This is a genomic window from Porphyromonas sp. C0026D3, assembly GCF_056590775.1.
In genome coordinates this window covers 99,720-119,584 of sequence record NZ_JBWPWU010000008.1, presented here as the reverse complement: position 1 = coordinate 119,584, position 19,865 = coordinate 99,720, and the positions used below count along the sequence as shown (strand labels likewise).

General features: G+C 52.4%; 27 protein-coding genes. All 27 read left to right on the top strand.

Going from position 1 to position 19,865, the window contains the following annotated elements; all coding sequences use genetic code 11:
- The coding region (locus AC1EK1_RS07765; RefSeq protein WP_480306593.1) for a hypothetical protein at nucleotides 1-598 on the top strand (598 nt) is incomplete at its 5' end.
- Complete coding sequence (locus AC1EK1_RS07760; protein ID WP_480306592.1) at nucleotides 585-1,106, top strand: hypothetical protein; 522 nt, start codon at nucleotides 585-587, stop codon at nucleotides 1,104-1,106. The genes AC1EK1_RS07765 and AC1EK1_RS07760, both read left to right, overlap by 14 nt.
- The gene (locus AC1EK1_RS07755) at nucleotides 1,103-1,570 is read left to right on the top strand and encodes a DUF4494 family protein (RefSeq protein WP_480309170.1); all 468 of its coding nucleotides are present in this window, start codon (nucleotides 1,103-1,105) and stop codon (nucleotides 1,568-1,570) included. The genes AC1EK1_RS07760 and AC1EK1_RS07755 overlap by 4 nt, the downstream gene beginning before the upstream one ends.
- Nucleotides 1,571-1,786: 216 nt before the next feature.
- Nucleotides 1,787-2,149 carry a hypothetical protein gene (locus tag AC1EK1_RS07750; RefSeq protein ID WP_480306590.1) on the top strand — a complete coding sequence of 121 codons (363 nt, stop codon included), beginning with the start codon at nucleotides 1,787-1,789 and terminating at the stop codon, nucleotides 2,147-2,149.
- Nucleotides 2,150-2,156: 7 nt separating this feature from the next.
- Nucleotides 2,157-3,287 (top strand): DUF2800 domain-containing protein, encoded by a 1,131-nt coding sequence (locus AC1EK1_RS07745; RefSeq protein WP_480306589.1) that lies wholly within the window; start codon nucleotides 2,157-2,159, stop codon nucleotides 3,285-3,287.
- A 15-nt stretch (nucleotides 3,288-3,302) separates the two neighbouring features.
- Nucleotides 3,303-3,920 (top strand): ssDNA-binding protein, encoded by a 618-nt coding sequence (locus tag AC1EK1_RS07740; protein WP_480306588.1) that lies wholly within the window; start codon nucleotides 3,303-3,305, stop codon nucleotides 3,918-3,920.
- 78 nt (nucleotides 3,921-3,998) lie between these two features.
- The gene (locus AC1EK1_RS07735; RefSeq protein ID WP_480306586.1) at nucleotides 3,999-5,354 is read left to right on the top strand and encodes a DNA polymerase; all 1,356 of its coding nucleotides are present in this window, start codon (nucleotides 3,999-4,001) and stop codon (nucleotides 5,352-5,354) included.
- Nucleotides 5,347-5,583, top strand: coding sequence for a DUF3310 domain-containing protein (locus AC1EK1_RS07730; protein ID WP_480306585.1), 237 nt, complete (start codon nucleotides 5,347-5,349; stop codon nucleotides 5,581-5,583). The genes AC1EK1_RS07735 and AC1EK1_RS07730 overlap by 8 nt, the downstream gene beginning before the upstream one ends.
- The gene (locus AC1EK1_RS07725) at nucleotides 5,546-8,029 is read left to right on the top strand and encodes a virulence-associated E family protein (protein WP_480306584.1); all 2,484 of its coding nucleotides are present in this window, start codon (nucleotides 5,546-5,548) and stop codon (nucleotides 8,027-8,029) included. The genes AC1EK1_RS07730 and AC1EK1_RS07725 overlap by 38 nt, the downstream gene beginning before the upstream one ends.
- A 387-nt stretch (nucleotides 8,030-8,416) precedes the next feature.
- The gene (locus AC1EK1_RS07720; protein ID WP_480306583.1) at nucleotides 8,417-8,710 is read left to right on the top strand and encodes a VRR-NUC domain-containing protein; all 294 of its coding nucleotides are present in this window, start codon (nucleotides 8,417-8,419) and stop codon (nucleotides 8,708-8,710) included.
- Nucleotides 8,704-10,059: an SNF2-related protein gene (locus AC1EK1_RS07715; RefSeq protein ID WP_480306582.1), complete on the top strand. Its 1,356-nt coding sequence runs from the start codon at nucleotides 8,704-8,706 to the stop codon at nucleotides 10,057-10,059. Before AC1EK1_RS07720 ends, AC1EK1_RS07715 begins: the two co-directional genes overlap by 7 nt.
- A complete protein-coding gene (locus AC1EK1_RS07710; protein ID WP_480306581.1) occupies nucleotides 10,056-10,304 on the top strand; it encodes a hypothetical protein in 249 nt (82 codons plus the stop codon). The genes AC1EK1_RS07715 and AC1EK1_RS07710 overlap by 4 nt, the downstream gene beginning before the upstream one ends.
- Nucleotides 10,279-10,518 carry a hypothetical protein gene (locus AC1EK1_RS07705; protein ID WP_480306580.1) on the top strand — a complete coding sequence of 80 codons (240 nt, stop codon included), beginning with the start codon at nucleotides 10,279-10,281 and terminating at the stop codon, nucleotides 10,516-10,518. Before AC1EK1_RS07710 ends, AC1EK1_RS07705 begins: the two co-directional genes overlap by 26 nt.
- Complete coding sequence (locus tag AC1EK1_RS07700) at nucleotides 10,502-10,861, top strand: HNH endonuclease signature motif containing protein (RefSeq protein WP_480306579.1); 360 nt, start codon at nucleotides 10,502-10,504, stop codon at nucleotides 10,859-10,861. Before AC1EK1_RS07705 ends, AC1EK1_RS07700 begins: the two co-directional genes overlap by 17 nt.
- 107 nt (nucleotides 10,862-10,968) lie before the next feature.
- Complete coding sequence (locus tag AC1EK1_RS07695; RefSeq protein WP_480306578.1) at nucleotides 10,969-11,382, top strand: phage terminase small subunit P27 family; 414 nt, start codon at nucleotides 10,969-10,971, stop codon at nucleotides 11,380-11,382.
- Nucleotides 11,379-12,995, top strand: a complete 1,617-nt coding sequence (locus AC1EK1_RS07690) for a terminase large subunit (protein ID WP_480306577.1) — start codon at nucleotides 11,379-11,381, stop codon at nucleotides 12,993-12,995. Before AC1EK1_RS07695 ends, AC1EK1_RS07690 begins: the two co-directional genes overlap by 4 nt.
- A 174-nt stretch (nucleotides 12,996-13,169) precedes the next feature.
- Complete coding sequence (locus tag AC1EK1_RS07685; RefSeq protein WP_480307282.1) at nucleotides 13,170-13,607, top strand: hypothetical protein; 438 nt, start codon at nucleotides 13,170-13,172, stop codon at nucleotides 13,605-13,607.
- A 95-nt stretch (nucleotides 13,608-13,702) separates the two neighbouring features.
- On the top strand, nucleotides 13,703-14,257 hold the full coding sequence (locus AC1EK1_RS07680) for a helix-turn-helix domain-containing protein (protein WP_480306574.1): 555 nt from the start codon (nucleotides 13,703-13,705) through the stop codon (nucleotides 14,255-14,257).
- Between the two features lie 205 nt (nucleotides 14,258-14,462).
- A complete protein-coding gene (locus AC1EK1_RS07675; protein WP_480306573.1) occupies nucleotides 14,463-15,722 on the top strand; it encodes a phage portal protein in 1,260 nt (419 codons plus the stop codon).
- On the top strand, nucleotides 15,697-16,314 hold the full coding sequence (locus AC1EK1_RS07670) for an HK97 family phage prohead protease (protein ID WP_480306572.1): 618 nt from the start codon (nucleotides 15,697-15,699) through the stop codon (nucleotides 16,312-16,314). Before AC1EK1_RS07675 ends, AC1EK1_RS07670 begins: the two co-directional genes overlap by 26 nt.
- Nucleotides 16,311-17,552, top strand: coding sequence for a phage major capsid protein (locus tag AC1EK1_RS07665; RefSeq protein ID WP_480306571.1), 1,242 nt, complete (start codon nucleotides 16,311-16,313; stop codon nucleotides 17,550-17,552). Before AC1EK1_RS07670 ends, AC1EK1_RS07665 begins: the two co-directional genes overlap by 4 nt.
- 68 nt (nucleotides 17,553-17,620) lie before the next feature.
- Nucleotides 17,621-17,917 (top strand): head-tail connector protein, encoded by a 297-nt coding sequence (locus tag AC1EK1_RS07660; RefSeq protein WP_480306569.1) that lies wholly within the window; start codon nucleotides 17,621-17,623, stop codon nucleotides 17,915-17,917.
- A complete protein-coding gene (locus AC1EK1_RS07655) occupies nucleotides 17,914-18,231 on the top strand; it encodes a phage head completion protein (protein WP_480306567.1) in 318 nt (105 codons plus the stop codon). The genes AC1EK1_RS07660 and AC1EK1_RS07655 overlap by 4 nt, the downstream gene beginning before the upstream one ends.
- Entirely contained in the window at nucleotides 18,224-18,751 is a 528-nt protein-coding gene (locus AC1EK1_RS07650) for a hypothetical protein (RefSeq protein WP_480306566.1), read from the top strand. Before AC1EK1_RS07655 ends, AC1EK1_RS07650 begins: the two co-directional genes overlap by 8 nt.
- Nucleotides 18,748-19,092: a tail completion protein gp17 gene (gene gp17 / locus AC1EK1_RS07645; RefSeq protein ID WP_480306565.1), complete on the top strand. Its 345-nt coding sequence runs from the start codon at nucleotides 18,748-18,750 to the stop codon at nucleotides 19,090-19,092. Before AC1EK1_RS07650 ends, gp17 begins: the two co-directional genes overlap by 4 nt.
- Nucleotides 19,089-19,556: a phage tail tube protein gene (locus tag AC1EK1_RS07640; RefSeq protein WP_480306564.1), complete on the top strand. Its 468-nt coding sequence runs from the start codon at nucleotides 19,089-19,091 to the stop codon at nucleotides 19,554-19,556. The genes gp17 and AC1EK1_RS07640 overlap by 4 nt, the downstream gene beginning before the upstream one ends.
- A 6-nt stretch (nucleotides 19,557-19,562) precedes the next feature.
- Nucleotides 19,563-19,865 (top strand): hypothetical protein, encoded by a 303-nt coding sequence (locus tag AC1EK1_RS07635; RefSeq protein WP_480306563.1) that lies wholly within the window; start codon nucleotides 19,563-19,565, stop codon nucleotides 19,863-19,865.

Here is a 19,865-nt window from a genome sequence, read left to right as displayed (position 1 = left end):
AGTGTATGGCAATGCCCAAGTGTATGGCTTTGCCCAAGTGTATGGCAATGCCCAAGTGTATGGCTTTGCCCAAGTGTGTGGCAATGCCAAAGTGTGTGGCGATGCCCGAGTGTATGACTGGGCCAAAGTGTATGACCGTTCCAATGTGTGTGGCTTCGCCAATGTGTGTGGGGATGCCCGAGTGTATGGGGATGCCCAAGTGTATGGCTTTGCCCGAGTGTGTGGCGAAGCCCGAGTGTATGACTGTGCCCACGTGTATGACCGTGCCCACGTGTATGACCGTGCCCACGTGTTCGATCGTGCCAAAGTGAGTGACAGCTCCAAAGTGTATGACTGTGCCAACGTGTATGGCCGTGCCGAGATAATGGGGAACGCAGAGGTGCGTAGCATGGAGGACTACATTGTCTTCAAAAACTGGTGGAGCAGTGGTCGGTACTTCACGTGGACACGGAGCAACAACAGGTGGCGGGTCGGTTGCTTTTACGGCACGGGCGAGGAGCTGGTCAAGAAAGCCTACTCCGATAGCGAAAGGAGTGGGCAGGAGTACGAGCGAATTGTGAAATATGTAGAGGAGATTTTGGAAGATGAAAGAGAGTAAGCAACTAAAAGAGACAGGTGCGTCGTATTGGTACGTGGAGCGTGAGGTCTCATTCTATGATAAGTTAAGCCATTCGTACTTAAAGACCACAATCTATGAGGAGTGGGAGGGGAGAGAGAAAGAGGAGGTAGAGGTAGGCGATACGGTGGTTATACTCAAGTATGGAATAAAGGGGATAGTTAAAAGCGTTGAAAAATATAGAGATGGGGTGTTAAACGTGGTTGTGACGATAGGGAACGACATAGCTCAAATGACCTCTAGACAAATTGGAATTTTAGAGAAAGGGAAAAAGATGAAAAAGGACAAACAGCAAGAGCTAAAGGTCACCGACCTACGGATCGGCGACAAGGTGCGGATCAAGCGCACCAAGTTTGAGACTATCGTAGTGGGTATTATTTGGTCCAGGGAAAATGACCCGACAGACGCCACTCTGTGGCTGGACTATGGCGGCCGCGAGGGATCCGAGTGGGTAAAGACGCTGGACGAGGTGGAGAAGGCAGAGGAATGATGACAGGTATTATAAACACAAAAGAGAATGAATTTATGAACTGGTTTAATTGTAAGGTGAGTTTTGAGAAGCCAATCTCGTTTGGCAATGGAGAGAGGCTACAAAAGGTAAGTGAAAGCTATCTGGTGAAAGCCGATGACTTTACGGAGGTGGAAGCGATTGTCGCAAAGAAGCTGATGAATCGTGGAGAGTATGTCGTAGAACACATTAGAAAGGTGCGACTTCACGATGTATTTCTTGAGGAGAATGCAGAGCGATTTTACAATTGCAAAGTTGCGTTTTCAACTCTTGATGTAAAGACGGGGGTGGAGCGGAAAAAGCGAAAGCAGTTTGTAGTACAAGCGGACACGGTCCTAGAGGCAACAGAGCGGATTGCCGATGAAAGTAGGAGGTTGAACAACTACTCGGAGGTCGTAACCGTGTCGGAAACCGATTATCTGGAGTTGCTCAAAGGCGAGATTTAACAGGCGTAGGGGCGGACACCCGGTCCGCCCCTACAAGCCCGAGCAGGAACGACGACAAAAAAGGGGTGCGACCAAATGTACATTTGAAAAAACCAAATGTACATATGAGCCAAACCAAATGTACATATGAGCAAATCCAAATGTACATTCTGTGGGACCAAATGTACATATGAGCGGAACCATTTTGACCAACCTGACAAATAACAACAACTGACTATGAATCTAGAGAATGAACTACGGGTCGTGATAGGCGACAAGCGGTACCGGCTGGTACCCGAGGAAACGGGGCAAGTGGAGACGGCCACCAAGGCTACTCCAACGGTGGAGACTACCGCCAAGGCGAGGCCCCGCAAGCTGGCGGAGATGATGGCGAGTGCCAAGCCCACTTACCCCGACGAGGGGGCGGTGCTGGAGGCGTGCCGGGACGTGGTGCGTGCCGCCTCCGGCGACAAGGGTATGTACACCAGGGTCAAGGACACGGTGGCTATGTACACCCCAAGCGGTGCCGGGACGGTGGCGGATGTCCCACCCGAGAAGCGAGAGGCACTGATACGGGACCTACAACTCCTCAAAAACTGATACAACTATGATCGAGCAACAACAACCCCTAGAGATCCACCACTCGGGGCGAGCACATGCGCTACTCTCCCCGTCATCGGCGGAGCGGTGGACAACCTGCACTCCGTCCGCAAGGATGGAGGAGCACTACCCCGACACTACGAGTGCTGTCGCCGAGGAGGGCACCCTGGCGCATGAGCTGTGCGAGCGACTTTTGCGTGGAGAGACGGAGGAAAAGGTACGTGCCGAGGGGACGTACACGGAGGAGATGATCGAGTGCGCCAAAGCGTACCACTACTACATCACCGAGGAGCTGGGTCTGGATCGGTTCTGCGTGGAGCAGAGAGTGGAGATCCCGGGTGTGGAGGGGTGCTTTGGGACGGTGGACTGCTGGGGCGTGCGTGGCGTGACCCTTTACGTCATCGACTACAAGTACGGCCAGGGAGTGCCGGTGCCTGCCGAGCACAACAAGCAACTAGCACTCTACGCCTACGGACTACTAAAGAGTGGCAAGCTCTCGGGGGTGGCGGATGTGCGTATGACCATTTTCCAACCCCGAACCGGTGACCTCAATATCTGGGCGGTGAGTGCCGTGGAGCTACAGTCGTGGGTAGAGGGTGAGATCCTGCCCCGTGCCGAGCTGGCCAACCGTGGTGAGGGCTCTTTGGTGATGGGTGACCACTGCCGGTGGTGCCGTGCCAAGTGCGACTGCCGGGCGTACGTGGACCTTTTTCCGCCACTGATGGGGGCTGTGGGCAAGCCCGAGGAGGTATCGGAGGACGAGAAACTGGCTATCCTAGACCGTGCAGACGACATACTGGACTATATCAAGGCTCTCCGGGAGGCCACCACAGCCCGACTGCTGGGCGGTGAAAAGGTGCGTGGCTGGAAGCTGGTGGAGGGACGCAGTGTCCGCCGAGTGACCGACTACGCAAAAGTCGTGGACCGTGCAGTGAGTGTGGGCGTGGATCCGCACAACCTCTACGAGTACAAGCCTCTGGGCATCACGGCACTCCAAAAGGTGGTAGGCCGTGAGCTGATGGCCACTATGGAGGCGGACGGACTGATCGACAAACCACAGGGGGCACCTACTCTCGTAAGGGAGGAGGACAAACGCCCCACACTGGATACAAAAGCTAATATTTTATCTCACTTTTAATCATCAAAACAAATCATGAAAGCTAACACCCTACAACCCAAACAACTGGACAACACCCGAATGCTCACAGGACGTGTGCGCCTCTCCTACCCCAATCTGCTGACCCCTAGCGAGTCTCAGTACTCTACCGGTAAGTACCTCACCTCCTTTATCGTGAATGAGGCGGATGAGGCTACCCTGGCAATGGTCAAGGAGCTGATCAACAACGCCGTAAAGGTAGCCCGTGAGGGCGAGTGGAAGGGCAAAAAAGGAGCCGTGGACGCCGACCGTATACACGAGCTGGACACCGAGCTACAGACCGATGGCGACAAGTGGAGTGTGCGGTGCAGTGGGGGCAACCGCCCAATCCCGGTGATCGACCCTCTCAAGCAAGATGTCACCGACCCCTCCAAGGTGTACGGCGGTGCCTATGCCCGGTTGATGATCCGTGCCTTTACGTGGACGCAACCCGGGCGCATGGGGGTCTCTCTGCAGTGCGAGGCTGTCCAACTGCTGGGCGGTGGCGAGCCCTACGGATCTAATGGCCCGGATATGGATGCCTTTGATGTCGTGGATGATGCCACCCCGCTAAAGAGTGTGGCCCCGCAGACAACGGCCGGTACGAGTGACAGTGTGGATGATCTGCCCTTTTGATCCATCTCCTGTGGTGGCGGTGCCTCTCCGCTGTGTGACGCACCGCCACCCTTTTTTACCAACCTACAACAAAAAGATATGTATATACACTACACAAAGAGAGCCGCCTACGCCAAGACCGCACGCCTATACGGAGCCTACCGTGGGGCGGAGCTGATAAGCAACCCGGTCCACTGGGTGAGCATGGGCGAGGGGGAGTATGGCGCAGAGTGCCACTACGTGGGGGCGGAGGAGACCGAGGAGCTGATGACCTGCCTGCGCCTGACCGATGTACGCAAGGTGTGCTGGGACGCAAGCGAGGTGCGAGCCATCATTTTTGCCACTACAGGTGCGGTGGTGGATCCGAGGCAGTTTGTGGACCTCTCCTTTTTTTACCGCCTCCTGGGACTGCCCTGCGACACCGAGCCTACGACCGTGGACGAGCTGAAGGAGCGTCACTTGGCGATACGTGACCAACTGCAGTCGCTGGACACATGGCGGTACGTATGGGATGAGTGCGAGCGGATCAATAGCCGTGGTGTGGCGGTGTGTGACGCTCTAGGGGACGGCACCTCCCCTATGGGACGGCTGACAAGCGCAGACGGTCGCCTCCGGGGCGGGTGTCGGATCATGAGTACCAAGGTGGGGCGAGCCACCTCCTCCGCTCTCTACGGTCTGCCCAAGGGTGGCAGTATGCGGAGCCGGATCACCGGCACCAACGGCAAGCCCCTGATCTGTGCCGACTGGAGCAGTATGGAGCCTAGAGTGATGGCCTACCTGCTGGGGGTGGAGTGGAAGCTGGAGGCGGCCAAGAACGGTGCGGACCTCTACGAGGAACTGGCCAGACGCCTCTCCGGTGTACAGGACGGCTCTATGACCGTGACCGAGGAGCGCAGAGCCCGTGCCAAGGAACTGGACATCATGTGCGGGTACGGTGCCGGAGCAAGGACGGTGGCCAAAAAGCTGGGTATCCACTTGGACGACGCACAGTTTTTGGTCAGGAGATGGCATGAGCTACACCCCGGAGTGACCCAAGCGGTGGAGGAGCTGTCCCGCCTCTTGAGGAGCAACCGTGCCAAGTCGGACGGAGAACTGGCACTGGGCAGTGTGACGGTCAGGCGCAGTGGCGACACCCTGCGGGTGGAGCTACCGAGTGGACGGTGTCTGATCTACAGAGACTCTGACAACGACAACGATAGACGAGCCACCACGGTACTCCAAAATATCGTTTCAGCTTTTGCGACCGACCTACTGTACTTCGCCCTGATGAGGTGCGACTGCCTACAGTGTGTTGTCATGCACCAATACGACGAGATTGTACTAGACACTGGGCTGACCAACCGTGCGCCGGACTGGCTGAGGATGTACTTGGAGGTGATCATGACCTCCACCCCCCGGTGGGCTAACGGCCTGCCACTGAAAGTGAAAATCAAGACGGTCGACAGATATGAATAAGAGAGACCAAGTGGGAGGCTCCCACTACAAGGACATGAAAGTGGAGCCGATAGACTTCATCCTCCAAAACAAGCTGGGGTTTTGCGAGGGCAACGTGATCAAGTATGTCTGTCGATACCGGCACAAAGGCGGTGCGGAGGACTTGCGCAAGGCCAAACAATATATAGACTTTTTACTGGAGCAATACGACAATGGCGACAACGGCGGAGACAACAACAGAGACAACTAGGTACCCCATCATGGTGGCCGACAACAGGCGGGCTGATTTTAGTCTCATCTACCCTACCTGGGGCGATATAGTCAAGGCACTACAGGACGCCACCAAGACAGGGGAGAGCATGGGGGAGTACCTGCGTATGAGCAAGGACGAGCAGTGCGACACCAAGGACGTAGGGGGGTTCGTGGGCGGTAAGTTTCGCCCCGGCGTCAAGCGCAGAATAGGCGGAGCAGTGGACAAGCGGAGCCTGATCACTCTAGACATAGACACGGACACGGACTTTGCCCCCACCTGCCTCTACATACGACACACAACACACAGCAGCACCCCCACAGCTAGGCGGTGGCGGTATATCATACCACTCTCCCGAAAGGTCGACCGCACCGAGTACCAAGCCCTCACACGACGAGTGGCCGAGCCGGTACTGGATCAGGTGGACCCCGCAAGCTACGAGCCGGAGAGGCTGATGTTTTGGCCATCGGTCTCCTCCGACGGCGAGTACTGGAGCGAGGTGCATATAGGCGAGGTGCTGGACCCTGACCTAGTACTGGAGACCTACACAGACCCAAGAGACCCAAAGGAGTGGAGCTACGGTCCCACAGAGGAGGAGAAGAGCTACCAACACGCCAACAGAGGAGGTCGTATGGAGGACCCAACCACAAAAACAGGTCTTGTGGGCGCGTGGTGCCGTGAGTACGACTGCCGAGATGTGCTGGAGATGTTCCCTGACCTCTACGAGCGGGGCAATAGCTACAACCGATACACCTACAAGCCTGGACACTCCTCCAATGGAGTGGTACTCTACGAGGGTGGACTGTTTTGCTACTCCAACCACTCCACAGACCCCCTGCACGGACGTACACTCAATGCTTTTGATCTATACCGACTTCTAAAGTTTGGCACTCTCGACAAAGACGCCAAAGCACACACACGGACAGACCGACTGCCTAGCTACTCCGCTATGTGCAAAGCGGTGCGGGAGGACGCCAAGGCGGGCGCACGATACCTAGAGGAGGCGAGGCCTGACCTGGACCAGTTCAACGCTATAGACACAACCGCCGATGAGATCATAGCAACCAAGCTAGAGACCAACGCAAAGGGGATCACCATAGGGAGCCTGACCAACTGTGTAACGGTCCTAGAAAATGACCTACTCCTCTCCAACCATATCAAGCACGACCAATTCACCGACCGAGTGATCATCACCGGACGGTTGCCGTGGGAGCGTGGCGAACGGAACGACATATGGGCAGACACCGACGATGCCGCACTTCGTGTCTACCTCTCCAAAGTGTACGGACTAGACGCCACAAAAGACAAAATCCAAGACGCTATGGACTATGTCCTCATGCAAGACGACAGACAGGTCCACTCCATACGAGAGTACATACAGGAGACAGAGTGGGATGGGGTGGAGCGACTGGACACCCTTTTTATCCGATGCCTCTTGGCAGACGATACGGAGCTGGTGCGAGCCATTACCCGAAAAAGCCTTGTGGCCTGCGTCAAGCGGGTTTTTGAGCCGGGGTGCAAGTATGACTACATGACTATACTGATCAGTGACGAGGGTATAGGCAAGTCCACCCTGCTAGCCAAGCTGGGGGGCAAGTGGTTCTCTGACAGCTTTGATTTTCGGCAAGACGGCAAAGGACTGATGGAGCAACTGGACGGCAACTGGATCATAGAGAGTGCCGAGCTCAAGGGGTTTTCCCGTCAAGAAACAACCACTATCAAGGCTTTTCTCTCCAAGCGTGACGACCGATACCGTGGCGCCTACAACCGCAGAGTGAGTGTCCTGCCGAGGCAGTGTGTCTTCTTCGGCACCACCAACGAGGACAGCTTTTTGCGAGACGAGACAGGCAACAGACGCTTTTGGACCATAGCCTGCCACCAACCCGAGCAGACTGTGAGTGATGCTATGCTGGAGATCATCAACGACGATGGCACCCTGATCCGCCAGATATGGGCCGAGGCCTACCATAGGTACAAGGAGGGGGAGAGCACCGAGCTACCGCACGAGCTAAAACTAGAAATGAAGCAAGTACAGGGGGCCTACGAGTACGAGGATCCACTGGTCGCCGAGGCGGAACGGTACCTCTCCATACGCATACCCTCTACATGGGACAGCTGGACCAAAGAGCAACGCAAAAACTACATACAGACCGTGCGGATGGGTACTGGGCGAGGATCCTACCCATCACTCTCCGACTGCCATATGGAGATACGGAGACAAGTCTGCGGGGAGGAGTTTCGCAATGAGTGGCTCTCCGAGCTGGACAACGGCAACAAGTACACCACTCATATAGCCACAAAGACCCTGGGCAAGCTCTCCGACTGGGAGAAGATAGGACGACGCACCGTGACACAGTACGGGCGAGTCGTACTTTTTGAGCGCATAGGTTTCGTGGAGGATGTGGTCGAAAACACGATCTCGCCAGACGATGAGTTACCGTTCTAGGACAATGGAAAGAGAGAGTTGCTGGCAACTTAGCACCTTGGCAAGTTACGGTTTTTGGGAGAGTTGCCAAGCGAAATATACTGATAGTCACATAATTAACATAGCAATGGCAACTTGGTAACTTATATACCTATAGTAGTAGTAGTAGTAGTAGTAGTATATATAGTATATATAGCCATATATAGCCATTGTAGCCATTGTAGCCATCTATAATAGATATACAAAGTTTACGAAACAAAGTTGCCAATTTTTATCGGCAACAAACAACCAACAGATTTACAGTTAATTACGCTGGCAACTTTTGCCAAGACAAAAAGTTGCCAGGCCAAAAACAAGACAAAGAAAACAAGAAAAACAAGACAAGGCAAGACAAGGCAAGACAAGACGATGAAGAGAGAGAAGGAAATAGAAGAAAAGCTGGTGTTTGAGCTCAGTAAGATAGGTTGTATGGCGCTGAAATACGTACCACTGCACACAGTCGGTATGCCCGACAGACTGGTACTGATACCAGGTGGAGTAGCGGTATGGGTGGAACTCAAAGCACCGGGAGAAAAGCCAAAACTGATCCAAGACTACAGACACAGACAGCTACGGAAACTGGGCTTCCAGTGCTTTGTTGTAGATAGCTACGAGGGTGTACAGGAGGTAGTCGAGTTCGCCAAGTCAACAATGATATGCTGACAAGGGACGATCTACACCCGTACCAAGTGCGGGCAGTGCAGTACATCAAGGACCACAGACAGTGCGGGCTATTCCTTGGCATGGGGCTGGGCAAGACAGCAAGCACATTGACAGCCATTGCGGATTTGATGTACTACGACTTTGAGGTACGCAAGGTGCTGGTGATAGCCCCGTTGAGAGTGGCTAGGGACACTTGGGCGGACGAGGTACAAAAGTGGGCACACCTACAAGGGTTGACGGTATCAGTGGCGGTAGGCACAGCAAAGGAGCGCACACGGGCACTGCGAGCAAAAGCAGATATATACACGATAAACCGTGATTGTGTGCAGTGGCTCTGCGATAACTATAGATGGGACTTTGACATGTGCGTTATCGATGAGTTGTCGAGCTTCAAAAACCCGACCTCTAAGAGGTTTCGGGCTCTCCGACGCAAACTCCCCGCCACAGTCCGAGTAGTGGGACTGACCGGCACCCCGACACCCAACAGTCTGATGGATCTATGGAGCCAAGTCTACTTGCTGGACCAAGGGGAGCGACTAGGCAAGACCCTGACAAGCTACCGTCAACGCTGGTTCCGCCCCGGCATGAGCAGAGGTTACGTAGTGTATGAGTGGATACCACGACCAAATGCACTAGAGGAGATCACCTCAGCGGTAAGTGACATAGTAATGAGCATGACCCGAGGTGAGCTGGACGACCTCCCCTCCGCCAACTACATAGACATACCCGTTACACTCCCCTCCAAGACACTAGAGGAGTACAAGCGATACAAACGAGATATGATACTCGAGCTACCGGACGGCGTACTCACAGCAGACAGTGCAGGGGTGCTGGCAGGTAGACTGAGGCAATTTGCAAGCGGAGCGGTGTATGTGGATGGCGATCACTACAGAGAGATACACCGAGCCAAACTTGATGCACTGCTGGAGCTCATCGAGTTTGCGGACAGTCCGGTACTGATAGCCTACGAGTACAAGCACGACAAAGAACGGATACTAGGTGCGCTACAGGGTACTGACGGAGTGGCGGTGCTGGACACAGCAGAGAGCATGCACCTGTGGCAGGCGGGGAAATTGCGAGTGGGTATCGGTCACCCGGCAAGTATCGGCCACGGGCTCAACCTACAGAGTGGAGGTCATACGATCATATGGTATAGCCTCACATGGTCACTTGAGCTCTATCAACAGTACAACGCACGACTGCACCGACAGGGGCAAAAGGAGCAAGTACAGATATACCACCTAGTAGCCAAAGGCACCATAGACGAGCGGATACTACAGGTGCTGGCAGGCAAGGACAGGACACAGAATGCAGTGATACAAGCAGTCAAGGACGAGCTGGAGCTATGAAAAAGGACAAGAAGTCGCAGGTCGTCAAGTTACGACTGAGCGAGTACACATATCTACAAGTCAAGGAGGTATCGGAGGTGCTGGGGCTAAATCAGTCTACGATAATGCGCAAAGGGGTAGAGCGTTTTTTGGCAGAGATCTACGATGAGACAGGAGCTATCAAGAGCAGATATAGAGAGAGAGCGAGAGCGGTGGCAACTCATAGCATCACACTACCACGTGATACGAGAGACCCTGATAGGTAGCAGTGTTCGAGTGGTGGTCAATGCACGGACGCAGGAGGATGACCTACACACAGCACTTATACAAGTGTGTGTGAGTGACTGTGAGCTAACCACCGACAACCTACTACCCGTGGTGCGTGCGAGGTACAACGCACTGCGCAAGGGTAATCGCATCGAGGATAACAAGCTCATCGAGTACACAACAGAGGAGACAAGCTATGGCATGGATATATAAGCCAAAAAGGCAAAGACGACCCCGACACACTGTCAACGCAGAGGCACACAAGAGACGGCGCAGGGTATACAACACTCAACGCTGGAGGCGACTGCGAGACCAAAAGCTACGGGATCAACCACTCTGCGAGGAGTGTTTGAGGCAAGGCAAGATCACCCCGGCAGACGAGGTGCACCATAAGATCAGCTTTGCGGACTACGTAGACAAGGACGAGGCTACCGCTTTGGCCTACGACTACGACAACTTGGAGAGTATTTGCAAGCAGTGCCACGGAGCTCACCACGCTAGAGAGCAACAAGAGCGAGCAGGTACCCACCCCACCACAGGGGGAAGGGGGGTGTAAAAAAGATTGGGAGGGGGTGGTTGCTAACCCCACCCCCAGTCCAATTTACGCCGAAAGTGTTTTTCAAACTTTTGAAAGTCAGATAATTACGGAATAAGCTACAGAAAATGGGAGCTAAACAGCAGAAAGTCAAGACAAAACAGGACAAAAAAGTGGGGGTAGTCGAGTACACTTGTCCCCCACATACTCATGCAAGGTGTCGTCAGTTTGTAGCATTGGTGATGGACAAGCTCAACGCCACAGAGGCCGTGGAGAGCATAGACTTGGGGGCTATAGATTTACTCTGTGGCTCATACAATCTGTATTGTCAGAGTGACGAGCAAGTCCGCAAAGAGGGAGTGACCGCCACCAACCGCTACGGAGAACTCAAACCGCACCCGGCAGTCAATGTCCGTCACCAAGCATTTAATCAATGTGTGGCCGTGATGAAAGAGCTAGGACTAACCATCAAGAGCAGGAGCAACCTACCGGTGGTGCAGAGTGACGCAGACGAGGACCACTTAGCCGAGTTTTTGTCGTGACGGGGTACAACAAATATGTAGCGGACATATTGAGTGGGGCTATACCGTCAGGCGAGCCCATCCGCCAAGCGGTGGCAAGGTACAGGACATGGCTGGAGCGAGAGGATTTAGAGTTTCGTCCGGAGGCGGTAGACAGGGTGGTTCGCTTTTTTGGCATACTCAAGCATTTCAAGGATCGGTATGCCGGGCGACCCTTTACCCTGGAGCCGTGGCAGGAATTTATAGTTGCGTGTGTCTATGGCTTTTACCACAGAGGCACGGATATACGGGCTTGCAATAACGTATATATCGAGGTCAGTCGCAAAAACGGTAAGACAGCCTTTGCGGCCGGCCTCTGTCTGTATCACTTGGTGGCCGACGGAGTGCATGGAGCCGAGGTAGACTTGGTGGCTAACAGTAGGGAGCAGGCAAGCATTGCTTTTGACTTTGCAAGCAAGTATGCGACAGGACTCAACACTAACAAGCGTAAGCGGTTCAGGGCCTTGCGCAAGGAGCTTTTTTTTGACGAGACGGACAGCAAAATGAACGTTTTTGCCACCGATGTATCCCGGCTGGACGGCTACAATGCGAGCATGTATCTGATTGACGAGTACCACGCTGCCAAGGACACCCAAGTAAAGGACGTACTGCAGTCGTCACAGGCCAACCGCCAAAACCCACTAGAGGTGATTATCACAACAGCTGGCTTTGACAAAAACTTACCGTGTTATCAGTACAGAGAGATGTGCCTAGATGTCCTCAGCGGGGCTAGCAAAGACGACACTTTGTGGGCGTTTGTCTACACCATGGACACCGATGATGACTGGCGTGACGAGGGCAACTGGCTAAAGTGTACACCCAACCTAGGGGTGAGTGTCAATCCTAGGTTTTTGCGTGTACAGGTTACCAAGGCGGAGCAGTCGCCAAGCCTGGAGGTGGGTATCCGCACAAAGACATTCAACCAATGGATGGACAGTCGGGAGACGTGGATTCCGAGCCAAGCACTCAAAAAGACATTGGGAGAGGTTGTTATCTCCGACCACTACGACCCCCGCTATCCGGATATATATTGCGGAGTGGACTTGTCGAGCACAACAGACCTTACGGCCGTTAGCTATTTGGCGGTGGATAGAGACCACGACAAGTACTATTTTCGCACGGACTATTACCTACCGAGTGAGAGTGTGGCGGAGAGTGAGTTGGCGGTGCAGTATCGGGAGTGGGTTCGTAGGGGGCACCTACGACTAACCCCCGGCAACGTGGTTGATTACGAGTATATACTGCGTGACATACTGGAGCAGGACAGCAAAACCCAACTACAGGCGGTGGGTTACGACAGCTGGAACGCCACACAGTTTGCCACAAGTGCGACCAACAGCGCACTGCCGATGGTGCCCTTTTCGCAGAGTATCGGCAACTTCAACCGACCGACCAAAGAGCTGGAGCGACTGATCCTAAGTGGCAAGGCATTGATAGACAACAACCCGATAACCCGATATTGCTTTAGCAACGTTGATCTACGGATCGACCACAACGGCAACGCCAAACCCGACAAGAGTAGCAAGCTCAAAAAGATAGACGGTGTAATAGCCATGCTAGAGGCCTTGGGTGTCTATCTACTAAGAGATATATAGTAGTATTTTTATTTGTGGATTGACAGATCCGGTGCGTATTGGTTACGTGCCGGGTACTTTTTTACAGCTAACTGTTTGTTAGTCAGTTGCTTCCCATAAAATGACGAAAATAATTCGCCAAATACTTGTACAGTATAAATATATTTCGTACCTTTGTAATGTCAAGAGAGAGATATGACACAAATAAAAAATAACAACAACATAAAACAAAAAACGACCATGGCTAAATATGAAGTACATTACGCTTGCGGACACACAGAAACTATCGAACTATACGGACCGCACAAAGAGCGCTACCGCAAGATAGAGTGGCTGGAGAAAGAGGGCAAGTGCAGCGAGTGCTACAAAAAGTCTCAGCCACATGTCCTCAGGATGGAGGAGCACAACGGAACTCCATATCTGGTAGCCCACACAAGGATGAGCTATGAGATTAAGGACACTCTCAAAGAGTTGGGTTTCCGCTGGGGTCGAGTTAGTGGCTACTGGGCATATCCATTCGAGGTTGGCGATGATCAAGCAAACGATGTAAGGGTAGCAGAGGAGCTTGATCGGTTGACTGGTGAGCTAGAGGAGCGCACCGGTCTACACTTCCAACTAGCAGTACAAGATTAAGGATTTGGATACTCCCATCAACGTGTGGTGATAGCCAAGCAAGCAGAGCCAAAATGACCGCAGAGGAGATACAACAAGCAAAAAAAAACAGCAATATGAGACGAGCAGAAATACAAATGTTGGGGGGGACCATCATAGAGTGCTACGCCATCCGACACCACCCTGCAGCTAGTCATGGGCAGGCAGTGTGGGTGGATGGGCAAGGACTACCTGTAGCTAATGCAAGTCTACCCATAGAGTCACCACTGTACAAGGTGGTACGTGAGTGGGACGAGGACATTACCGACCAAGTACGCAACTGTGGACTAACATACAGTGAGCTAGCAAGGCGAGCTAATATATCTAGAGGGTCGCTGACTGGAGGCATCACGGAAGCTACTAGACTCTCTACGCTGGTAGCAATAAGCAAGGCACTAGACCGTCCTCTAGTGCTGTACGATTCGCCAGTGGGTGAGATAGATGCAGATATACCCACTGCACTACGTCTACAATTGGCATGTCTGGATCTGTCGCAAAATGATATAGCTGAGGCTACCGGCATATCTCCAAATATCGTCAGTAACGCCATGCGAGGTAAAACCGATACGGCCCTCAAGACTTTGCAGGCAATAGCCAAGGCAATGCAGACGGAGGTGATACTCAAGATGTAGTCAAAAAGCGGAAAACCAATTAGGGAGCTACCCAGTACATGGGTGGCTCCTTTTTTTTGTTTGGACGTTTAGGAGGGCACAGAGGCCGAACCTTACAAACGATCCACATTTTTTGGCAACGGATATAGACAGAGGAATAAGGATGTGTATCTAAAACAAACAAACGGTCTACACTTTTTACCAATAGGTAAAAGGAGTAGCACTAATGGCAATACTAGATAAGATACAGCGACTATTTACAGCAGACCGCAACGAGGAGCGCAGGAGCCGATATGGGTCTCTGCCGGTAACCATGTACACAGCCCCGAGCACGACAGAGCCGACCTCTGCAATGGGGTTAAGTGCGGTATTTGCTTGTGTAGACGTAATCAGCAGTGCAATTGCCAAGCTACCGATTGTACCCTACAAAGTAGACAAAAGAGCTGGACGGAGAGTAAGGGCAGAGCAGGATGATCTGTATTATATGCTCAATTTTACCCCCAACGAAAATCTGACCCGGTTTGATTTTGTTAAGGCCTTGGTTATCTCCACACTCCTAGAGGGCAATGGATATGCAAGAGTTGTGCGCAACAGCTATACGGGCTATGGAGCGGAGTTGGAGTTGTGGAACGCCAATGACGTAACCATCCTACTAGACAAGACGGCGACAAAGGTAGCTGGGTATTACAATGCACGACTAGACGAGCAAGTCGCCCCAGGGGATATTGTACATGTGCGCAATTTTTCTGACGACGGTATTAAAGGGGTTAGTACTTTGGCATATGCGGCTAGTGCGCTAAACCTAGCCACAAAGGTTGAGCAGGAGGTCAGCAACTACTACACAAACGGGGGCGGTAGCTTTGGTATCCTGACGAGCGAAAACACCCGCCTCAATGACCGCCAAAGGGAAGAGATACGCAGAGAGTGGGAGGAAAACTTTGCGAGATCCACTACAGGGTTAACAGGATTGGCAGTGCTAGAGGCCGGTATGCAGTACCAAAAGATCACCATTAACCCGGCAGACGCACAACTGCTACAGACGAGGGCTTTTTCGGTACCCGAGATCTGCCGTTTTTTTAACGTTTCCCCCGTCAAGGTGCACGACCTATCAAAATCAAGTTACTCAACAGTGGAGGCGGTTGATCTAGCTTTTTTGACCGACACATTAAGTCCATACCTCACCAAGATAGAGCTGGAGTTGTGGCGTAAGATATTACCACGCAACGCACGCAAGAGTTACCGCATAGAGTTTGACACAAGCGCATTTAAGAGGGGGGACACCTCAGCCCAAGTCAATTTGTATCGGTCGCTGGCCACCATTGGAGCAGTAACGCCTAACGAGGTGCGGGAAAACTTTGGATTTGACGAGATAGAGGGAGGAGATGACGCCTATATACAAGTCAATATGACAAAGCTCAAAGACCTAGGCGCAGGAGTAACAAACAAGAAAAACGGAAGCAATGAAAGAGAAGGAAACGAGGAGTAACAAAACAGCACCGCTCAATATCCGAGCGCAAGACGGAGAGAGCCGAGTAGTGGAGGGGTATGCCGCACTATTTGAGACAGACTCCGAGATTTTAGGAGGTGATTTTGTAGAGAGCATAGACCGTGGGGCCTTTGACGGCGTTATAGAGCGGTCAGATGTCAAAGCATGGCTCAATCACAACCCCGACCGAGGAATCTTGGCACGAGCCATCAAAGGTAACGGGACGTTAGAGTTGACAATCGATGACAAGGGCCTGAAGTATCGATTTGAGGCACCCAAGACAACACTGGGCGATGAGTTGCTGGAGGGTATCCGCAGGGGAGATATTGCAGGCAGTAGTTTTGCGTTTACGGTGCAGGAGGATAAGTGGGAGCATGTCGGGGAAAGTTGTTACCACCGCACAATAACCAAGATAGAGGAGCTATACGATGTGAGCCCTGTATATGACCCGGCCTACCGAGACACGACTGTAGCACTCCGGAGCCTGGAGCAAAAGAAGAGCGAGGCGGAGCAGTCAGAAAAGGAAAAGATTAAAAAAGGAGAAGATAGAAATCTTAACACTACTAATAGAAAAGCGTTTTTGTATCTATGAAAAAGGATGAACTAAAGAGAATGGAGACGGCCGATCTCATGGAGGTAAGAGCCGAGCGAGTGGCAAGACAAGCCGAGTTGCGCAAACTATCTGAGGAGCGAGAGCTGACTGAGGAGGAGCTGACTGAGGCACGGTTGCTGAAGTACGACATTGAGCAGGTGTCGTTTGAGTTGGACAAGCGCAACAATGCAAGCAAGCCTTTTGGTGACGTGGTAGTCCTCACCAAAGAGGAGCGCAAGGAACCGACATTGGTAGAGGTGCTACGTGGACTGGCCACAGGGCGCATGACCGCAGAAATGGAGGCCCTTAACGAGCGTGGCAGATCTGATTTTGCCAAGGCAGGAACCGAGGTGTTGGGCGGTTTTGCAGTCCCACTTACCCGAGCCAACGAGGTTACAGCAACCACTGCAGGCAGTGGCAAGGAGTTGGTGGGTAAGACAACAACTTTGCTAGATCCTCTCAATGAGGAGTTGGTGTTTGCCAAAGCAGGAGCCACCATACAGACCGGACTGTCTGGCAATGTTGAGTTTATATCAGGTAGCAAGCTAGGTGCAGAGTGGAAAGGCGAGACCGACTCCAAGGAAGCAGAAAATTTGACCTTTGAAAGCAAAGAGTTTGCACCCAAGAGACTGTCTACCCGGGTGGATGTGTCTGTACAGCTACTCAATCAGTCCACAGCAGGAGTAGAGGAGTATATCGCTAATCAAATGCGCAATGCCATCCGGGCAAAACTAGAGAGCACGATCCTAGGCACTGCAGACATTGCCAATGCACCAAAGGCCTTTTTTGTCAATGCAAATCTGACCAAGACCAAGGTGGACGCAAGTCTCAAAGACCTCACAACTACATTTGTCAACGGGTTGCGAGCAAATGACGCACTACGTGGCAAGCTGGCATTTATCACCTCACCGGCAGGTCTGGCAATGCTAAGCGCAACCCCGATGGGTATTAACTACCTAGGGTCACTTGTAGACTACAAGCAAGGTACATTTCTGGGCTACAATGTATTGACCTCAAATGGGGTAGGTACAATAGCAGGAGCCGAGGGTCTTGTCTTTGCAGACTGGAGTAAGTTGTTTATCGGCAACTGGGGTGGACTAGAGATCACCCGAGACCCATACACAAGAGCTCATGAGGGAGTTGTCCGCTTTGTACTCAATACATATTGGGACGCTGGATTTGTGGATGACAATGCACGAGTGATAGGAGCGATTAAGGAGCCGACCCAAGCGGTTTGATTGTTGTTGTTAGGCTGAGTGTTTGAGGGGGTGACCCTCAAGCACTCAGATATTTTGCACATACCACTATGATAGTAACGCTCACTGACGCAAAAAAGCACCTCAACATAGATGAGTATTTTGTTGACGATGATGAGTACATATCCGAGCTGATAACAGACTGCGAGGGGATAGTCTCCGAGCAGGCCTGTGTAGACATCTCCTCTCTGGATGGCACTGCGTTACGTACCGCCAAGCGTGCGGTTTTGTTGTTGGTTGGGGACTACTATGCGCAACGTGAGTCCACTGTTATAGGGGCTAGTGTCAACGCACACCCTCTGGGGTTTGACCGTCTTTGTAACCTAATACGCAACTACGCAAGATGAAAGCAGGGCTACTTAACGAGGTTGTGGAGATACTGCGACTTACTGCTACACCTAGCGAGTTTGGCGGGTCGGACGCAGTCTGGGCAGTAGACCGCAAGGCACGAGCCAACGTAATACACAAGAGCGGGAGACTGGAGCTATCGACCTCAGAGGCATTTCCGGCCGGAGTGGTTGTGTTTGAGTTGCACATTTTCCAAAAAATGGCCTACACGGACAGGATTCGCCATGGAGGCAGACTGTACAGTATTGAGGACATAGAGTACAACCGCCAAACTAGGCGATTGATTGTAACGACACAACGAGTTAATGAGTAACCGAGGCAATCAAATAGACACCGATATATCCGAGGTAACGGAGCTAGTCCGCAACCTCACGTCACCCGATTTGCGCAAAGCGGTAGGCACAGCAACTAAGCGAGCTAGCAAGCCAATACTAGATGCCACAAAGGCTAATTTTAAGCGGTTAGTCTCAGGGCAGGGTAACGGTAGGAGCGGATCTCTTGTCGGACTGAGAGCCAATAGCGTAAGGAGGCGACATGGTAGCTACTCAATGGCAGTGCGTACTTTGCCGGTAATTGTCGCCAAGACCATTTGGCAGAGGACAAAAAACCCATTTACCGTAGCCACACTGCGGACCCGCAACCAAAATACGGACTTTAGAGCCTTGTTTTTTGAGCTAGGTACACAGCTGAGGCGCACACGTAACGGTTACAACCGAGGTAGCATAACTGCAGGAGGCTACTTTGCCCGAGCGGTGAGCGCACATGAACAAGAGGCTATGCGCTCAATGTCCGAGGAGATTTTACAGGCACTGGATCAGAGAGCAAAGAGATGAGCAGAGCACTTACAATAGGCCGAGAGATAAACAAGACGCTGGCCAAAGTATTTGGGGCTAATGTCCACCCGCAGTATGCCGGTATAGACACTCCGACACCTTTTGCGGTGTACAACCGTGACACAATCGAGAGAGAGTACGACGATGACGGCTACTCCGAGGTGGTGCAGGTTGGAGTGTCTGTAGTAGCCAATACCTACGCAGAGGCGGTGGACTTGGCAGAGCAGGTGGACAGTCTAATGCACAGAGACTTACGTAGTAGGTTGGTCAGTGCAGTAGAGGGATATGCAATAGACGACAAAAAATACATACAGGAACTCAACTACAAGATAATGTTATGAAAAGGCAAAAAGGTAGAGACGTACGAATATTCCTTAATCTGGATAACAAGGGGCTACCCAAGGCGGGGAGCACCATACTATACGCCACAAGTTGTGACGTATCAATCAATGCGACCACCGAAAAGCTATCGGACAAGGACGCTCCTAAGTCGGGGTTGACCGAGCTAACCGGTATCGAGTGGACAATGTCCACAAGTAACATCTTGGCCGACGACATGAGCAACCTCACCTCACTGTTGGAGGCTATGCAGGGTGACAAAGAGGTACTGATAGGCTATCACATAGTAGCCAACCCCAATGCAGATGGCCTGACCGCCACACCGTGGAAGCCCGGCGCAGGAGTGTATGGCACAGCCAAGGTAACGAGCGTATCGAGCAACGCACCGTCAGATGGGCAGGCGACACTGTCTGCTACATTTACAGGCTCTGGCAACCTGACCCCATCCAAGGGCACCGAGGTATAATAGTGTATGCAGATACTGGGTATAGAGTGCAAGTATTCACTGCGCATGTTTGTAGCCTTTGAGGGTATAACGGGCAGGCCGTTTGCCCTCAATGGCTATACAGACATGATAGCCCTGATACTTAGTGCGGTGGTCACAGCCCCCGAGGTACGCAGAGGCACGAGAGAGTGTCCTACAGCTGATGAGGTGTACGACTATTTGGACGCTCACCCCGGAGCGGTGGAGGAGTTTACTGAGTGGCTGACCAAGTCCGCACGCCCCGACGACATGATCTCCGAGGAGGATACAGAGGGCAAAAAAAAAGCCTGA

Coding starts and splice junctions, on each gene's coding strand:
- AC1EK1_RS07745 (WP_480306589.1), top strand. CDS start 2,157: ATGATCGAGCAACAACAACCCCTAGAGATCCACCACTCGGGGCGAGCA.
- AC1EK1_RS07685 (WP_480307282.1), top strand. CDS start 13,170: ATGACACAAATAAAAAATAACAACAACATAAAACAAAAAACGACCATG.
- AC1EK1_RS07735 (WP_480306586.1), top strand. CDS start 3,999: ATGTATATACACTACACAAAGAGAGCCGCCTACGCCAAGACCGCACGC.
- AC1EK1_RS07650 (WP_480306566.1), top strand. CDS start 18,224: ATGAGTAACCGAGGCAATCAAATAGACACCGATATATCCGAGGTAACG.
- AC1EK1_RS07720 (WP_480306583.1), top strand. CDS start 8,417: ATGAAGAGAGAGAAGGAAATAGAAGAAAAGCTGGTGTTTGAGCTCAGT.
- AC1EK1_RS07635 (WP_480306563.1), top strand. CDS start 19,563: ATGCAGATACTGGGTATAGAGTGCAAGTATTCACTGCGCATGTTTGTA.
- AC1EK1_RS07750 (WP_480306590.1), top strand. CDS start 1,787: ATGAATCTAGAGAATGAACTACGGGTCGTGATAGGCGACAAGCGGTAC.
- AC1EK1_RS07715 (WP_480306582.1), top strand. CDS start 8,704: ATGCTGACAAGGGACGATCTACACCCGTACCAAGTGCGGGCAGTGCAG.
- AC1EK1_RS07660 (WP_480306569.1), top strand. CDS start 17,621: ATGATAGTAACGCTCACTGACGCAAAAAAGCACCTCAACATAGATGAG.
- AC1EK1_RS07710 (WP_480306581.1), top strand. CDS start 10,056: ATGAAAAAGGACAAGAAGTCGCAGGTCGTCAAGTTACGACTGAGCGAG.
- AC1EK1_RS07670 (WP_480306572.1), top strand. CDS start 15,697: ATGAAAGAGAAGGAAACGAGGAGTAACAAAACAGCACCGCTCAATATC.
- AC1EK1_RS07680 (WP_480306574.1), top strand. CDS start 13,703: ATGAGACGAGCAGAAATACAAATGTTGGGGGGGACCATCATAGAGTGC.
- AC1EK1_RS07730 (WP_480306585.1), top strand. CDS start 5,347: ATGAATAAGAGAGACCAAGTGGGAGGCTCCCACTACAAGGACATGAAA.
- AC1EK1_RS07675 (WP_480306573.1), top strand. CDS start 14,463: ATGGCAATACTAGATAAGATACAGCGACTATTTACAGCAGACCGCAAC.
- AC1EK1_RS07640 (WP_480306564.1), top strand. CDS start 19,089: ATGAAAAGGCAAAAAGGTAGAGACGTACGAATATTCCTTAATCTGGAT.
- AC1EK1_RS07695 (WP_480306578.1), top strand. CDS start 10,969: ATGGGAGCTAAACAGCAGAAAGTCAAGACAAAACAGGACAAAAAAGTG.
- AC1EK1_RS07760 (WP_480306592.1), top strand. CDS start 585: ATGAAAGAGAGTAAGCAACTAAAAGAGACAGGTGCGTCGTATTGGTAC.
- AC1EK1_RS07700 (WP_480306579.1), top strand. CDS start 10,502: ATGGCATGGATATATAAGCCAAAAAGGCAAAGACGACCCCGACACACT.
- AC1EK1_RS07755 (WP_480309170.1), top strand. CDS start 1,103: ATGATGACAGGTATTATAAACACAAAAGAGAATGAATTTATGAACTGG.
- AC1EK1_RS07740 (WP_480306588.1), top strand. CDS start 3,303: ATGAAAGCTAACACCCTACAACCCAAACAACTGGACAACACCCGAATG.
- gp17 (WP_480306565.1), top strand. CDS start 18,748: ATGAGCAGAGCACTTACAATAGGCCGAGAGATAAACAAGACGCTGGCC.
- AC1EK1_RS07655 (WP_480306567.1), top strand. CDS start 17,914: ATGAAAGCAGGGCTACTTAACGAGGTTGTGGAGATACTGCGACTTACT.
- AC1EK1_RS07725 (WP_480306584.1), top strand. CDS start 5,546: ATGGCGACAACGGCGGAGACAACAACAGAGACAACTAGGTACCCCATC.
- AC1EK1_RS07665 (WP_480306571.1), top strand. CDS start 16,311: ATGAAAAAGGATGAACTAAAGAGAATGGAGACGGCCGATCTCATGGAG.